General features: G+C 34.1%; 15 protein-coding genes and 1 pseudogene. 3 read left to right on the top strand and 13 right to left on the bottom strand.

Features of this window, described 5'->3' with window-relative positions:
• Positions 1–232, bottom strand: a 232-nt coding sequence (locus ACFOZZ_RS03385) for a hypothetical protein (RefSeq protein ID WP_376814698.1), incomplete at its 3' end; no start/stop codon positions are given.
• Positions 233–613: 381 nt separating this feature from the next.
• On the opposite strand from ACFOZZ_RS03385, the gene ACFOZZ_RS03380 reads away from it, so the two are divergent.
• Together ACFOZZ_RS03380 and ACFOZZ_RS03375 are read left to right on the top strand one after the other, a co-directional pair.
• Positions 614–2950 carry a fibronectin type III domain-containing protein gene (locus ACFOZZ_RS03380; protein ID WP_376814697.1) on the top strand — a complete coding sequence of 779 codons (2337 nt, stop codon included), beginning with the start codon at positions 614–616 and terminating at the stop codon, positions 2948–2950.
• Positions 2951–2999: 49 nt separating this feature from the next.
• Positions 3000–4139, top strand: coding sequence for a YibE/F family protein (locus ACFOZZ_RS03375; protein WP_279068246.1), 1140 nt, complete (start codon positions 3000–3002; stop codon positions 4137–4139).
• 40 nt (positions 4140–4179) lie between these two features.
• Here the strand turns inward: ACFOZZ_RS03375 and ygjK are convergent, their stop codons facing one another.
• The 12 genes from ygjK to ACFOZZ_RS03315 form a co-directional block, all read right to left on the bottom strand.
• On the bottom strand, positions 4180–7011 hold the full coding sequence (gene ygjK / locus ACFOZZ_RS03370; protein ID WP_376814696.1) for an alpha-glucosidase: 2832 nt from the start codon (positions 7009–7011) through the stop codon (positions 4180–4182).
• 692 nt (positions 7012–7703) lie between these two features.
• Positions 7704–8045 carry a type II toxin-antitoxin system HicB family antitoxin gene (locus tag ACFOZZ_RS03365; RefSeq protein ID WP_055233931.1) on the bottom strand — a complete coding sequence of 114 codons (342 nt, stop codon included), beginning with the start codon at positions 8043–8045 and terminating at the stop codon, positions 7704–7706.
• Positions 8046–8096: 51 nt separating this feature from the next.
• Positions 8097–8393, bottom strand: a complete 297-nt coding sequence (locus ACFOZZ_RS03360) for an SMI1/KNR4 family protein (RefSeq protein WP_376814695.1) — start codon at positions 8391–8393, stop codon at positions 8097–8099.
• Between the two features lie 79 nt (positions 8394–8472).
• Positions 8473–9126, bottom strand: a complete 654-nt coding sequence (locus ACFOZZ_RS03355; RefSeq protein WP_286696388.1) for a YoaK family protein — start codon at positions 9124–9126, stop codon at positions 8473–8475.
• A gap of 92 nt (positions 9127–9218) precedes the next feature.
• On the bottom strand, positions 9219–9989 hold the full coding sequence (locus ACFOZZ_RS03350; protein ID WP_055233928.1) for a MurR/RpiR family transcriptional regulator: 771 nt from the start codon (positions 9987–9989) through the stop codon (positions 9219–9221).
• A gap of 16 nt (positions 9990–10005) precedes the next feature.
• On the bottom strand, positions 10006–10557 hold the full coding sequence (locus ACFOZZ_RS03345) for a DJ-1 family glyoxalase III (RefSeq protein WP_376814694.1): 552 nt from the start codon (positions 10555–10557) through the stop codon (positions 10006–10008).
• Between the two features lies 1 nt (position 10558).
• A complete protein-coding gene (locus ACFOZZ_RS03340) occupies positions 10559–11119 on the bottom strand; it encodes a DJ-1 family glyoxalase III (RefSeq protein ID WP_055233926.1) in 561 nt (186 codons plus the stop codon).
• 275 nt (positions 11120–11394) lie between these two features.
• A complete protein-coding gene (locus ACFOZZ_RS03335; protein ID WP_376814701.1) occupies positions 11395–11784 on the bottom strand; it encodes a LysR family transcriptional regulator substrate-binding protein in 390 nt (129 codons plus the stop codon).
• 29 nt (positions 11785–11813) lie between these two features.
• Positions 11814–12170 carry a LysR family transcriptional regulator gene (locus ACFOZZ_RS03330; protein WP_376814693.1) on the bottom strand — a complete coding sequence of 119 codons (357 nt, stop codon included), beginning with the start codon at positions 12168–12170 and terminating at the stop codon, positions 11814–11816.
• Between the two features lie 30 nt (positions 12171–12200).
• Positions 12201–12776, bottom strand: a complete 576-nt coding sequence (locus tag ACFOZZ_RS03325; RefSeq protein ID WP_376814692.1) for an FAD-dependent oxidoreductase — start codon at positions 12774–12776, stop codon at positions 12201–12203.
• 47 nt (positions 12777–12823) lie between these two features.
• Positions 12824–12976: an NAD(P)-binding protein gene (locus ACFOZZ_RS03320; protein ID WP_376814691.1), complete on the bottom strand. Its 153-nt coding sequence runs from the start codon at positions 12974–12976 to the stop codon at positions 12824–12826.
• Complete coding sequence (locus ACFOZZ_RS03315) at positions 12973–14115, bottom strand: hypothetical protein (RefSeq protein ID WP_376814690.1); 1143 nt, start codon at positions 14113–14115, stop codon at positions 12973–12975. Before ACFOZZ_RS03315 ends, ACFOZZ_RS03320 begins: the two co-directional genes overlap by 4 nt.
• Before the next feature lie 714 nt (positions 14116–14829).
• Here ACFOZZ_RS03315 and ACFOZZ_RS03310 point away from each other — a divergent pair.
• Positions 14830–15744 (top strand): annotated as a pseudogene (locus ACFOZZ_RS03310) (DUF6017 domain-containing protein).
• The last annotated feature ends 1 nt before the right edge of the window (position 15745 follow it).

The following is a 15745-nucleotide window of genomic DNA, read 5'->3' as shown; positions in this document are numbered from 1 at the left end:
ATAGTTCCTTCCTGGTAATTGGATTGATCTTATCCTCAAAGAATCTGTTAAGCCAATCAATATGTTTTGAAGCCTCTTCAAGATGATGAATAAGATCAATATCATTCAGACGATAAGAAACAGTATCTGGAATCTTGCCAAGGAGATTCAAAGCCTGAAAATACTGAGAGAATTTAAAATTTTGTTTAGAAAAAGATTCAATAGAATTAATTAAATGTGTTATACTTTCCATGATGAAACATCCTTTCGTGATATTTTGGTTCGCGCTAAAAGTATAACACAGGTTGTTTCATCTTTTTTTAGTTAAATACGAAAAAAGATGATTACTAAGATATACTCAGTAATCATTTCACTGTTTATATAAACAAATTTGAGGGCAGTGTATTTGTGCTATGTAATATAGATTTTTGACACTACCGTATACAATGAAGGAGGAAAAGTGTGAAAATAAAATTTGTTATTAATCGAAAAAAATAAAGACATAGTAGATATTGCTTATGAAAAAAGTAAATCAAATAGTAATATCCTAAAAATATTTAGGTTAATGATAAATTAAAATTTTTATTGTATGTTTGTGTCCGACCGACGAAGGCGGACGGAAATGGAGGAAATTATGAAAAAACAGAATACTTTAATTGCTTTATCGGTTTTATCTGCTATGAGTTTAACTGCTGTGTCACCTATCGCTTTAAACAGTTTTAGTAATGTTGTTGCGGTAAGTGCAAATCAGTCAAGTGCTCAGGGTACAGTTGTGATGAATCAGGATGCAGATATGAAATATCTTGATACAAATGTAGATCCTGCAGATGGAACTCTTGCAAAAGATAAATGGGGACAGTATACAGGTTGGACTCGTGTCTATAAGAATGGGGATAATGCTTCATTAAATGGACAGTATAACGATACAGCTTGGAAAACTGCAAAAGGAGAATTTTCTACTCAAACAGGAACTTTAAATAAGGATTCTCGTGCTTATTTCTTTAGAGGTTATTTCAATGTAGATAACACAAGTGCTGTAAGAGGTATTCATTTGAATTTTGGTTATAAGGATGCTGTGATTGTTTATATTAATGGTCAGCAATTGACTGCGTTTAATGTACCTGATGAAGGATATCGTACAAATGCAAGCGGTAATGGAAGTCATAAAGATAACATGGGCTATGGAAGTAAGCAGACATTTACTGAAGCACAAACAGCTGACTTATATTTTAGAGATATCAAAGATATGTTGCAGAATGGACAGAATGTCATCTCATTTGAAATTCATAAGACAAATGCCAATAGTGAAGGTTACTTCAAAATGAATGAGCTTGGTATTAACCCAGATGAAAGCTTATTGCCAGCAAGATCAAGTTTAAAAGCCATTTCTTTATCAGTGGGTAGCACACCTAGTGAACTTAATATCAACTGGTTCTCTACTGATTCATCTAATGGTCAAGTACAATATGCAAAGAAGGCTGATATGCATGGTGCTTTCCCTGAAGATAAGGCTGTCACTGTAGTTGCGAAGATGAGCAAAGCTCAGGCTGATGGTTATTATGCAAATAAGGCAACTATGAATAACCTAGAAGAAAATACAAGCTATGTATATCGTGTTGGTAATAACGGTCAGTGGTCTGATACTTATACAACAACGACTAAGGCTTCTGGTAACTTCAGCTTCTTATTTGCTGGTGACCCTCAGTTAGGTTCCTCCGGAGATTTAGCTTCTGACAAAGATGGATGGAAGAATACTTTAAACTTGATTAAAAAGAGTTCATTATTCAAGAATGTGAACTTTATTCAGAATGCAGGTGACCATGTAGAAGCAGGCAAGAATGAATCTCAATATGATGCTTACTTATCCAACTATGAAGGAAGTGTTGTTTATTCTACACCATTTGCGAATGCTGTAGGTAACCATGATAATTCTGGTACAGCTTATAATGATCACTTTAATTTACCAAATGTTTCTCAATTAGGTAATAGTGGTGAAGGGAATGCACAGGGTGATTATTACTACATCTACAACAATACTTTGATGATGGTACTGAACTCAAATAACAGAAGTACAGCTCAGCATGAAGAATTCATTAAGAATACTATCGCAAAGACTAAAGATAACAAGGATATTAAGTGGAAGATTGTTGTGTTCCATCACTCTATCTACTCTTCAGCATCACATGCAAGTGACAATGATATTCTTGCAAGAAGAGATACTTTAGCACCGATGTTAAGTGAAAATGGTATTGATTTGGTCTTGATGGGGCATGACCATGTTTATACACGTAGTATGTTGATGGATGGTTCAAAGGCATTAAAGGAAGAATCATTCGATCAAAATGGTCAGCCAATTCATGAAGTGACAAACCCTAAGGGATTAACTTATATTACCGCAAACTCTGCAAGTGGTAGTAAATACTATGAATTCACTAATAATTTAACTGGTGATTATATCGCAGTAAAGAATCAGGAACATACACCAAATATCACTAAGCTTGATGTCAGTGATAATCAGTTAAAGATTGTGACTTATCGTACAACTGACTTATCTGTAGTAGATGATTTTACTATCAATAAGACAACAACTGATACAGTAGATAAGACTGAGTTAAAAAATGCAGTCGATGATGCTAGCAAGATTGATAGTAAGGATTATACAGCTGATTCATTCAGTAAGTTACAGGATGCTCTTGTAAAAGCAAAAACTGTTCTTAACAATAAGAATGCCTCTCAGGATGAAGTAAATGATGCATTTAATGCATTAAAGAGTGCAAAGGATCAGTTAGAAAAGAAGTCTGTTGTCGTGACTCCAAATAAGGATCACTCATCAAATGATAAGACTCAGACCAAAAATAATGCAGTCAAGACTGGAGATACTACACAGCTTACTGCATTAAGTGTTGCGGCAACTGTCGCTGTGGTGACCGGTGCAACAATCATGATTAAAACAAAGAAAAAAGAAATATAAACAAATGGACCTGTTTCTTGTAAACAGGTTCTTTTACAAAGGAGATTCCATGTTGAAGAAATTAAGTAAATGTGATTTTCTTCTAATTATTGTTACGTGTATTTTTACACTAGGTGTTTATTTTTTCCAATCACATGTTTATAGTCCCGTGGCTATTTCAAATGCATCTTCTTTACATTATAGTAAGGCTCGTGTAATACGTGTGATAGATGACCAATCCAAGCAGGATGAAACAACTAATAGATATTATGGTGTACAAAACCTATATGTAGAATTATTAGAAGGATCTTTTAAAGATAAGAAGGTATATATTGATAATTACCTCTCTACTACGCACAATATACGTTTAAAGACAGGAGATAAGTTTATTGCTTGTATTGATAATCCAAAGTCAGAGAATAGTCTTATCACTGTTTATAACTATTACCGTACACCATATATTTATGCTTTTGTAGGATTATTGCTGATTATTGTCTTCTTAATAGGACGTTCTAAAGGAATACGTACGATTATCAGTTTAGGTTTTACATTGTTTGCGATTATAGGATTACTTCTTCCTCTTATATTTAGTGGATATTCCCCCATCCTTTCTACACTTGCAATCGTTATTCTCACAACAGGATATTCACTATTTATGATCAATGGTTCTTCTATTAAAACAATAGTAGCTGTCATTGCAACATCACTAGGCGTTCTTATTGCAGGACTATCATTCTTAATATTAAGTCATTTGATTCATGTATCTGGTTTTAATACAGATCAGGCAGAGGCACTTATTCTTATCTCACAACAGACACATCTCAATATCAGTGATATATTGTTCTCAGGAATACTTATATCAGGACTTGGCGCTGTTATGGATGTAGGAATGTCTCTTGCCTCTTCATTATATGAAGTACATACCCTTAACCCCTCTTTAACAAGAAAACAACTCTTCATCTCAGGACTTAACATTGGAAAAGATATGATTGGTACAATGTGTAATACTTTAATACTTGCTTTCACTGGTAGTTCTATGACAATCTTACTCGCATTTCTTGCTTATCAGATTCAATATCCTCAATTAATGAATTCTGATTTTATAGCGATAGAGATATCTCAAGGCATTACTGGTACTCTTGGTATTGTATTGACTGTTCCTATAAGTGCATTACTATGTAGCTTTTTATATAAGAAAAGAGGCAGCTAGGCTGCCTCTAGAATCCTCATTTTGAGGATTTTTTTAATTACTAAGCTCTTTTCTTCTTTAAGAAGATGAATAAGAAACCTGATACTAACATAGCACATACACTACCAAATACGAATGTATGATCACTAGTCTTTGGATTCTTATTGTTGTTGTCTTTGTTGTCTTTGTTATCTTTATCGATCACAACGCCTTCAACTTTAACAAGTTTAACCATTGCATCTCTTAAGTCAGCTACAGCCTGATTGACTTCTTCCTGAGTTGCATCTTCATCTGCATATACTGCTTTTGCTGATGTTAATGCTGTTTCTACAGCCTTGAATGAATCAGCTGTATATAATTTCTTATCTAATGCTTCTGCTTCCTTAATAACTGCTGCTAATTCATCTTTATTTACAGTGACTTCACCAGGAATAGCAAGTCCTGTCTGTGAAGTTGTCTTAGTTGATGTTAATGTGTTCTGATATAACAAGTAATATGCTGATGCTGACCAGCTGAAGTTCTTAGTATGTAAACCATCACCAGTTTCAGGGTTATAGTTTTCATGGATTGGTCCATCACCTAATAATCCCTTAGCGTTATCAAATAACTTGTATGCCATTCTCTTAGCATCTTCGTTATAACCATAGTTCTGTAATGCTTCAACACCATATAATGCCTGGTCTAACCATACAGGTCCTCTCCAATATCTAGTTGGAGCATATTTCTGGTTGTCCTTTGATGCAGTTGGGAATGGTACTAATGTATCAAACTTATCTGGAGATGTCATATTTGCTGCGACTGCTTTTGCCTGTTCTTTTGTAGCTGCTTTAGCCCAAAGTGGTAACCATCCTTCAGTACCTTTGCCACGGTTAGTTAGAAGAGTCTTTGTAGAACCATCTTCATTAGTCTGTAAGTCATAGTAGTAACCAGTCTTTTCATCAAACATCTTTGTATTGATGTAGTCTGCTACTTTCTTAGCTTCTTTAGTATACTTCTTAGCATCATCTTTCTTACCTAAAACATCTGCCATAGATTTTAAGAAACCTTTTTCAGCATACAAGTAAGAGTTTAAATCTACAGATTCCTGATTGATAACATAACCAACTGGTTTCTTGTTATCATCTCTTACAGTATAGATAAGAACTCCAGGATCCTTAAATGTTTCAGTGCTTAAACCTTCTCTGTCAAAACGAGTTGCGTTATCCATACCACTTTCCCAAGCAGCTGCTTCGATACCAGCTTCTGGACATACAACGCGTTCATTGTTTTCATCATAGATGTAACCATATTCGTAGCTTCCATCGCTAGATGGTACACCAACGATCTTACCAAATCCTTCTACTTCTTCACCGATATAATAGCTTTCACCAGTAAGAGGGTTAGAATAGTTCTGCCAGTCATAGCATGTTTCATGAACCATTCCTCCGTATTCAGCAATACCATTTTTATCGATATCACGATTCTTATACCACCAGTTATGATATGCAACTAACTTAGGATACATTTCTTTTAAGAATTCTTTATCACCTGTTGCTTCATAAACACTCTGAACTGCCCATGCAGCAAGTGCTGGTTTAGAGTTACGTTCGTTCCAGTTTCCTCCATCACCACCGCGGTCTTCATTCTGGTTATAGAAAATACAGTCAATGATAGCACCTTCATCCTGTGGACGAACAGCATCTTCTTTAGTGATCTGATAGTCGAACAATGCTCTAATATTATTCTTAGCTAATTCTGGATTAAACTGAGTAGTAGCTACAACCTGTTTCCAAGAGTCCCAAGCCCACATACCAATAAACCACTTATAAGACATAGATGGTACAACGCCATCATGCTTAATTGCACCGGCTGGTGAGAACCAGTTAGTAGTTAATGTTTCCATAGACTTAACTGCAGCTCTTTGATAAGCAGTACCTACAGTGTTCTTGTTCTTGAAAATAGTATTAACATAACCCTGCCAACGAGTGTTGTTATCAGTTAAATACTGACCAGGTTTATTTAAGATGTCTTTTACTTTTTCTCTTTCTGCAGTTCTTTCTTTATCAGTGAAAGTATAACTCTGTGTCTGATAAGTCTTATAGCTTTCATTTGCATCGATTTCTACAGAATTCTTCTTATTAATAGTATAAGAATGTTTATCTTCTGCAACACTTGTTTCTAGGTCATTTTCGCCTAATGTCACGTCAAATGAGTTCTGATCCGTTGTCATATAACGCCATGTATAACGTTTAGTTTCAAAATTCACTTTCACGCCATTTTCGTCTTTTGCGAAAGTAGTACCTGTCTTATAGTCTGCTCTTGTTTCTTCTGGACTATATGTATACCAAGTAAATAAGTGACCATCCCAAGATAAATCAAGAGTTAATTTACTATTAGTGTTATTTTCGATTTCTGTTTCGATTAAAGCTGTTCTGTTAGTGGCAAAGATCAATTTTAGCTTTAATGTTAAATCATCCATCTTGTAAGTCTGTTCAAGTCTTCCTGGATAATAAACGAAATCTGTTTTTGCTTTAGTTAGATCAACCTTTTCTTTTTTCTCACCATTTACTTTTTCTAAGTTGATCTTATTAATTGAGTCAGATAAGTTGATTGGGTATTCTTCTGCGACAACAACAGGACCAGCAAACCCTCCATACATCTTGTGAGCTGCTTCTGTTGTTTCAGGTAAATAGTAACCATGCCAAGCACCCTGATCTGAGAAGTTGTTATAGTCGTTTGTATCATAAGTTCCATAAATTTTTTCAGTTGGGATTGCCTTAACATTTAATACATTGCCAAATTCAGTTAAATCTTTAGAGCTTCCTAAAGCGGAGATAGGTGACAATGTTGAGCCAACAATCACTGTTGCAACACTTAATGCTGCAATGTTCTTCAAGACTTTTTTTGCCTTCATATATGTGTATTCCCTTCTATTATTATTTTTTGTAAAGAGGTCAGTCTATTTTTATGACGCGCGCTTTTCAGAAAAAAAGGATATAACATATACAAATAAGATGCGTTATTTGAATTCATTATGTCCCTTGTTGACTACGTCCGTCTTTTACAAATCTAGTATAAATTTGAAAGCGATTACCGTCAATAAATTAATTTATATTTCAAATAAACTTCGAAAATAATTGTATACATTGGCATAAATCATTTCTTTTTTATCTTATTCGCATGCAGCATTTGTTTTTATCAGTATTATTTTGCTCTTTATAAAATTGTTGTAGTTGTTGATAATTAAAAGTATGGTATTTATAATATTATTTATACCATGTGTATTTTAATGCTATTTTAAGTATATATTAAGTATTTATCTAATTTTACTTCATTTTATTTGTTATTAATAGAATAGCAGTAATATTTATGATGGTATTTATGACATTTTCACATGATTTATTTTGATATTCAAATATTATGGTTGTTTTTATTATAATACAATATGCGAAAATCGCAAATAAAATCATTTATTTTGCATTAAAGACAAATGCAAGCAACGTATATTATCAATTGAAATATGTGTTCAACTAATACTTTGAATATTGAAATTTTATTTCTATATATAAAAACACATACAAGTGTATGTGTTCAAATGATTATGTTCTATTTTGAAAGTAAAGCATCATTTCTAGATAGGAGATAGACGCAATATTGGTTCATGCTGATTCCTTCTTTTCTAGCATGCAAAACAAGTGTTCTATGTAAAGTCTTAGGAATTCTCAATTTGAATTGTCCAGAATAATCTTCTATGCTATCTGGTTCATTAATCTCAATACCTTCTTCTAATGCCGCTTCAACCCATGCTTTCTTTGCATCCTTTGCATTATTCATAGCATCTTCTACTGTATCTCCACAAGTGATACAACCTAGAAGATCAGGATAAGAAACTACAAATCCACCTTCTTCTTGATCTTCTACTATTTCTAAACGATAAGGTAAGGCCATATAATCATTGAGTGTTTTCGTTGTTCTTCTCCTCTTTTTCTACAATTAATCTTACCATTTCAACATATACTCTTTTTCTGCCTTCATAATAAGTTCTCTATCTCCATTATCATTTCCAATACTGATATATCCAGGCATATTAATAGAAAACTCATTACATTCATAACTTTCAATAATAGTAGAAGTATCATAAAGTACACATAAATTCATAACTATCCCATTCGCATATCTTAGAAATTCTTTATACACTTTAGGAATTGTTTCATTAATTTGTTTTTCTACAGATTCTATATCTTCTTTTTTTGCTGGTTCATTTTTCTGTATATAATCAATATTATTGTAGTTCATAATTATACCTCATTGAATTATTATATACATCTATTATAGTTTTTACATCTTTTCTATTAATATACTTTTCATAAGACCGCTATACTACATCATTCATATTCCATATTGATAATACAATAGGAATCAATGTAAGAAGAATCGCTTTTCCTAAGAAAACTTGCGTAGTATGTGCTCCTGTAAATGCACCTATGATAAATGACATGATAATCACTAAATAACAGCCTGTATGTTTTAATAGTTGATAATCTTTTTTAATTACAGCATAACATAAATGCTCTATACCACTTCTTAAATTACCCGTGCACATTGTAGAGGAAAAAGGATGACCTAATACCTTTTTAAAGCTTTCTGCCTGCATAGCACACAAAAATGAAACAAATAGATTTGCAGCAAGATTTGTGATTGGTCTAATAGGAATGAAACTCACAATCACAACGATTCCAATCTCTACTATTAATATAATCTGTCTCCAATGAAGTTTTAAGAAGTTCTTATTTCTTATATTTATCGCAGCAAGTATTCCGAAAGAAAATGATAAAATTGATATAATATATCTAAGTATGAGTATATACTCACCATTAGCTAATGCCATAGCCAATCTTACAAAATTTCCTGTCTGAGCATTCGCAAATACTTTATCTCTACAACAATATGTATAAGCATCTAAAAAACCCCCTACAATAGCTAATAGTACAGCAATCTCAAAAGATTCTGATTTTTGAGTTTTATGCATGAGTGATTCCCCCTTTAACCTCTCCCACTATAAAACATACATGAATGATTCTCTATTTATTTCCCTAATTAAGAAATAAAAAACACAAACTATTATAGTTTGTGTAGTCTTGAATATTCCTGAGCAATAAGCCCTGCAATAAACTGAAGCTGATAAGGATGACTATTTTGATCCTGTAAAGAACTAAATGTAATTACATGGTCAATAAATGATGATTCCTGTTTTATCTCACTCGTAATAAACCATATTTTAGGTGATTCTAATTGACGTTTTAATGCTCTTAACTCCTGATAATCAAAATAAGAGCCCGTATAAGAAAATATAATAATTAAATCATTTCTATCTGCTGATAGAATATACTGCATCTGCTGAGTATAGGATACATTAGTATAGACCTGTTTACCAAGCATCAATAAATCTCCCTGGAGATTTAAGGCTACAGAACCTGCTTTCAACAATCCAAAAATACCGACTCTTTGATATTTCTGAATATCTCTACATAAATCTATGATTGATGTCATATCAATGGACTTTTCAACCATATCAATACTTTCTTTAACCTTCTTGCTATAGTCAGATAACCTTTCTTGAGAAGAAAGTGAATGAGACTGTTCTTCAAAATAAAGATCTGTTGAGAGTAATAATTCTTTTAATTCTGCAAAGTCTCTCAATCCTATTTCCTTGCAGAAACGTGAAATAGAACTAACAGCAACATTACACTCAGATGCCATATCTTTGATTCCGATATTCTGCAAGTCATAAAGATGATCTAATATATGGCTTGCAATCTGGCTATTAGTAGAATCCTTTTTTTCACTGGCAATAGTACTTAAAAACACAATGGGAAGCTTACCATAAATCATCCTTATCACTCTCTTTCTATTTTCCCCCAGCAAAATTATACATTAAACGTTCCTTCATTAGTGATGTATCTTTACCAAATACTTCAATAATTTTAAATGCAAATGGATAGGTCGTTGCTGGTCCTTGACTTGTGATGATATTCTGATCAAATGCTACCACATCATCTACAAATTGTCCACCGCCCAGTTTTTCAGCATATCCTGTATATCCAGTCACTTTTTTTCCATCAATGACTCGTGCTTCTGACAAAACAACTGTACCTGAACACATTGCTGCTAAGTATTTATTATTCTCATTAAAATACTGAACCATTGAAATCACTTCTGGGTTAGCCTTCAAATTAGCCCCTCCTGGTCTGCCGCCAGGTAAAATAAGCATATCATATTCTTTTACTGCTTCATTGAATACATAGTCTGCTTTAACATACATATTATGCATGCCTTTTACATACTCTTCTTTAAAACTAAATGTATAACATTCTATTCCTGCTCTTCTTAATAAATCTACAATTGTTAATGTTTCCCCTTCTTCATAACCTTCCGCCATTAATACTGCAGCTTTAGCCATATTATTCATCCTCCTTCACATCAAATGCATTGAAATATACCATTCTGTTTTTTACAGCTAATGAATCTCCACCTAATAAATCAACAAGCTTATATGCAAAAGCATATGCTGTTGCAGGTCCTCTACTAGTAACAATGTTTCCATCTATGACAACTTTATCCTCCAGATAGTGTCCCTGCTTTATTTTCTGATCATATCCTTTATATGCAGTATAGTTTTTATTCATTAGAAGATCTGCTTTTTCTAAAACAATTGGGGCAGCACACATAGCACAGATATACTTTCCTTTCTTATTCATTTCATGAAGAATTGCTATGACCTCATTACTCTCTTTCAGATTTACTGCTCCATCATATCCTCCTGGCAGAATAACCATATCATAATCAGTCACTTCACGATTCAAAATCTTATCACATTGAACACTGATTTCATGTCCTCCTTCTACCACCTTATCAAATCCAAACATATCACATTGTAGATCTGCTCTACGAATAATATCAACGATTGTTAGTGTTTCTCCTTCTTCAAATCCAGGAGCCACTAAAACAGCTGCTTTTTTCATCAGAAACTCCTCCTTTTCTTAACAATTACTATTGTATATATTCTACTCATTCTCTCAATGTATTTCCTAAATTAAGAAATAAGTCCAAGAATAGCATCATATCTCCATTAATACAGTATTCGTCGCAATAAAAAAATCGTGTAAATCAATTTTGTTCACACGATTTTTTATATAGTTTCAAACAAACCTTTAATTAGATTTGCGGCAATAATGCGACTTGAAGTTTTTTTATTGAATCTTCTTTAGAATTTTTTTCTAAAAGTACCATAAATATCCTAATGATAGGGCTCTTCAAATGCAATAGCGTTTAATCCTGCTGGTGCTTCATCTTCAAATTTTGGTGAAATCGCAATTCCTGTTTTTTGTCTACATAAATGCATCAAGGTTCCGCCATCCATGGTTTTTGCTTTTATGTTTGGAGTAAACCCCTTTATTTTACAGGCTTTAATGAAATCATTATATATATGAAAACTCTCATTCATTATTATAATATCTTCATCCCTCAGCATATCTAGAGGGATTTTTTCCTTCTCATAATAAGGATGTCCTTCATATACATATAAAACAAGATTACATTGACATAATTTTACTTGTTCTAAATTAGGATAATCATGTAGTCCAACAACAATACCATACTCAATATCATAATTAAGAAGCTTATTTATGACTTCTTCATTACTCTACTCACTCCATTCTACATGAAGAGTTTTATTTGAATTTGAAAATCTAATATTGTCTTAAGTTGAATAGCCTTTAAGATACCACTTGCACAACCAATGCGTAAGCGATTTATTCCGTTATTAAGATTATTTATTTCAGTTTTAATATGAGCATCCTGCAAGATAAATTCTTTGCTCCAGTCATAAAATAATTTTGCACTATCTGTAGGAATAACACCATTTTGAGAGCGAACGAAAAAAGTGGTGTTATACTCGTGTTCAAGATTCTTAATGATTTTACCAAGACCTTGTGCAGAAATAAATAAATGTTCAGCTGCTCTATGCATTTCATATACTTTCTGAAAATATATAAAATTCTTTATATCACCCAATTCAAATCACCAGTCACCTTCATATCATTATTAAATATGGTTAGCTACTTCGAATGCATCCCAGATTGCATACATGATGTTGGATGCTTTTTTTGCATCTCCAAGCAAATAAAGATCAGGAATATCAAACTGAAGATTATTATAAAGTGTATTCTCTTCTTTATATCCAACTGAAAGGATAACACTATCACTCATAATAGTCTTGCTACCTTCTTTAGTATCTACTTTCACTTCTCCATTCGCAAATTCTGTAACCTTTGCACCTGTGATAATTTCTACTCCATTAAATGGTAGCAATGCTTCCAACATTTCTTTATTCGCAGCACAAAGTGGACCATTTACAGCCATTACCTTATCTAATGCTTCAACAATTGTAACATGAATTCCATTCTGCGCAAACCACAAAGCAGTTTCACAACCTACAAGTCCGCCACCTACAATGACAGTTTTCTTGCCAGCATCCTTCTGTTTCAATAAAACTTGTTCTGCTGTATAAATATGTGAATCATCCCTCAAAGAGAATACTTTTGGTTTAGATCCTGTCGCAAGAATCACAGTATCATAATCCATAGCTTTAATTTCTTCTTCATTAAGTTCCGTATTCAAATGAACATGTACGCCTAAACGATTTAATTCATTTGTATACCAATCTGCTAATGCAATATCATCTTCTTTAAATCAGGAGCTCCACCTGGAATTAGATTACCGCCAAGTCTGCTTCCTTTTTCATAAACTACTGGTTGATGTCCTCTGATAGCTAATACACGTGCAGCTTCACAGCCTGCAACACCACCACCTACAATCAACTTTTTCTTTTCTTTAAAATAGGCTCATATGCATTAACACGCTCTCTAGCTGCCTGTGGATTTACAGCACAATTAAGAAGAGAATATGAAGCAACTCTTCCCATACATCCTTCATGGAAAGAAATACATGGACGTATCTGTGTGATCTTACCACATCTTAATTTATTACAATAATCTGGATCCGCAAGCAAAGGTCTACCTAGATCAATAATATCACATTCACCATTTTCAATAGCTTCTAACGCCATGTCTGGATTATCCATACGGCCTGCACAGAATACTGGGATATCTACTACTTCTTTTACCATTTTGCAGTATTCTCTGTAAAGTCCTTTCTTTTGATACATAGGAGGATGATTCCACCACCAGGCATCATATGTTCCAACATCAGTATCCAACGCATCATAGCCATAGCTTTCAAGTAATTTAGCAGCTTCTAAGCCTTCTTCTGTGTCTCTGCCCTTTTCTTCAAAATCTTCTCCTGGTAATGCCCCAACACGCCAATCTTTTATCATACTTTTTACACTAAAACGAAGTGTAACAGGGAAATCATCACCACATGTTTTTTTAATTTCTTCTACTATTTCCTTTGCAAAACGAAGTCTGTTTTCAAGAGAACCTCCATATTCATCAGTTCTTTGGTTAAACATTGAAATCGCAAATGAGTCAATTAAATAACCTTCATGTACAGCATGAATCTGCACACCATCAAAACCTGCTCTTTTTGCATGGAAAGCAGCTTCACCAAACTGTTTTACAATAACATGAATTTCATCTAAAGTAATAGCACGACAAGTCTTATCTAACCAGCGATGTGGAATTGCAGATGGTGCAATGGGTGGAATATCACCTACATTCGTAGGAATAGTCACACGACCAAAGCCTCCTGATAACTGTAAAAAGATTTTACTTCCATATGCACGAATTCGCTCTGTCATTTCTCTACTTGTTTTCACAAAATTAACAGGCTTGTAAAGTGGATTAGGATCAGTTGAAGGGTCCTGTTTTTCCACAACCTGATCAAAAAATGTGACACCTGTAATAATAAGTCCAGTTCCACCCTTTGCTCTTTCTACATAATAATCAATGCCACGCTGGTTCCAGCCGCCATTGGCATCTGCAAGACCTAAAGGTCCCATTGGAGCCATCGCAAATCAATTTTTAATAGTTATACTTCCAATTCTTATTGGACTAAATAATTTTGAATATTTCATAAAATTTGCATCCTTCCTTGTTATTTTATTCTCATGACTACATGATAACATAAGTCCTTAGGACTTAATATCAATGAAACGTTTACAGTTATAAACAAATATTTTCTACATACTACTAAAGGTATCAACCTGTAAAAAAATTGATACTTTTATAATGTATGGCATAAGCCACATATTTAATGAACAAACTTTTCATGATATTTATATATGTTTTGTATCTGAAGCACATAGATTGTGTTAAACATGACAAATATCTTTACTTAAACTCAGATAAATATCACATAACATATCGTTATGGAATTTTTGCTGAATAAGATAACCTAAAGCAACAATTTACTTAAAAAGAGCGTTAAAAAAAGAAGCGATATTTTCGCTTCTTCTAATAGTTATTCGAACTCCAGACCGACAGTACAGGTTATAAGCAAAAATCGTTGATTTTAAGGCATTTTCAAAAAAGATTAGACCCTATAAACCACTATAAAAAAGAAAAATAATGCAATAAAAATGCAATGGAGTACATTCAGATTTATCCAAACTATATCCCAAAATACATAAGACCTCAATATCATTTTTCAGATAGACGTTCAAACATGAGCGTCTATTTTTTTACCCAATTTCAAACGAAAGGGGGCTGATACCGTGGCAGTATTCCGGGTGGAGAAAAACCAGAATTACACGGTTATGTCAAACCACCACCTACGCAACCCCGACTTGTCCCTAAAGGCAAAAGGGCTTCTCTCTCAAATGCTATCCCTGCCCGAAGAATGGGACTACACCTTAAAAGGGCTTTCCCAAATCAACCGGGAGGGGATAGACGCTATCCGGGAAGCCGTGCGGGAACTGGAACGGGCGGGCTATGTGACCCGTACCAGAGTGCGGAACGAAAAAGGACAGCTAGGGGCGGCTGATTATGTGATACATGAATTTCCAGTGCCGACAAAGCCAACATTGGAAAATCCAACACAGGACAAGCCTATATCGGAAAATCCAACATTGGAAAACCCTATGCAGGAAAATCCAACGCAATTAAATAAAGAACTATCAAGTAAAGATTTACAAAATAAAGATTTATTAAATAACCATTCCATTCCTATCCTTTCCACTCCCTTAACAACGGGAACGGCTACGCCGGAACGGAAAGGAAACGAATACACCAACATGGACGCAGTACGGGCTTATTAAGAAGTCATAAAGGACAATATCGAATACGCCTATCTGATACAGGACAGGAACATTGACCGGGGTATGCTTGACGAGATTGTTTCCCTCATGCTTGAAACCGTCTGCACCCGCCGCAAGGTGGTGCGGATTGCCGGGGACGACTACCCGGCAGAGCTTGTAAAGTCTAAGTTTATGAAACTGAACAGCAGTCATATCCAGTTTGTGATTGACTGTATGCACCAGAATACCACCAAGATACGCAACATCAAGAAATACCTGCTTGCGGTTCTTTTCAACGCACCAAACACCATTGACAGCTATTACACCGCCCTTGTCGCCCACGATATGGCAGAGGGCGCATTTTTCCAGAATAAGGAGGACGGCACACCATGAA

Origin of the sequence: Catenibacterium sp. GCM10023432 (genome assembly GCF_042651925.1) — a bacterium.
Taxonomy (GTDB): Bacteria; Bacillota_I; Bacilli_A; order Erysipelotrichales; family Coprobacillaceae; genus Catenibacterium; species Catenibacterium mitsuoka.
This window is presented reverse-complemented; position numbering and strand designations above follow the sequence as displayed.

What these genes read in the sequence shown, in the direction of transcription:
- ACFOZZ_RS03380 (WP_376814697.1), top strand. Translation starts at nt 614, where the DNA reads ATGAAAAAACAGAATACTTTAATTGCTTTATCGGTTTTATCTGCTATG.
- ACFOZZ_RS03375 (WP_279068246.1), top strand. Translation starts at nt 3,000, where the DNA reads ATGTTGAAGAAATTAAGTAAATGTGATTTTCTTCTAATTATTGTTACG.
- ygjK (WP_376814696.1), bottom strand. Translation starts at nt 7,011, where the DNA reads ATGAAGGCAAAAAAAGTCTTGAAGAACATTGCAGCATTAAGTGTTGCA.
- ACFOZZ_RS03365 (WP_055233931.1), bottom strand. Translation starts at nt 8,045, where the DNA reads ATGGCCTTACCTTATCGTTTAGAAATAGTAGAAGATCAAGAAGAAGGT.
- ACFOZZ_RS03360 (WP_376814695.1), bottom strand. Translation starts at nt 8,393, where the DNA reads ATGAACTACAATAATATTGATTATATACAGAAAAATGAACCAGCAAAA.
- ACFOZZ_RS03355 (WP_286696388.1), bottom strand. Translation starts at nt 9,126, where the DNA reads ATGCATAAAACTCAAAAATCAGAATCTTTTGAGATTGCTGTACTATTA.
- ACFOZZ_RS03350 (WP_055233928.1), bottom strand. Translation starts at nt 9,989, where the DNA reads ATGATTTATGGTAAGCTTCCCATTGTGTTTTTAAGTACTATTGCCAGT.
- ACFOZZ_RS03345 (WP_376814694.1), bottom strand. Translation starts at nt 10,557, where the DNA reads ATGGCTAAAGCTGCAGTATTAATGGCGGAAGGTTATGAAGAAGGGGAA.
- ACFOZZ_RS03340 (WP_055233926.1), bottom strand. Translation starts at nt 11,119, where the DNA reads ATGAAAAAAGCAGCTGTTTTAGTGGCTCCTGGATTTGAAGAAGGAGAA.
- ACFOZZ_RS03315 (WP_376814690.1), bottom strand. Translation starts at nt 14,115, where the DNA reads ATGGGACCTTTAGGTCTTGCAGATGCCAATGGCGGCTGGAACCAGCGT.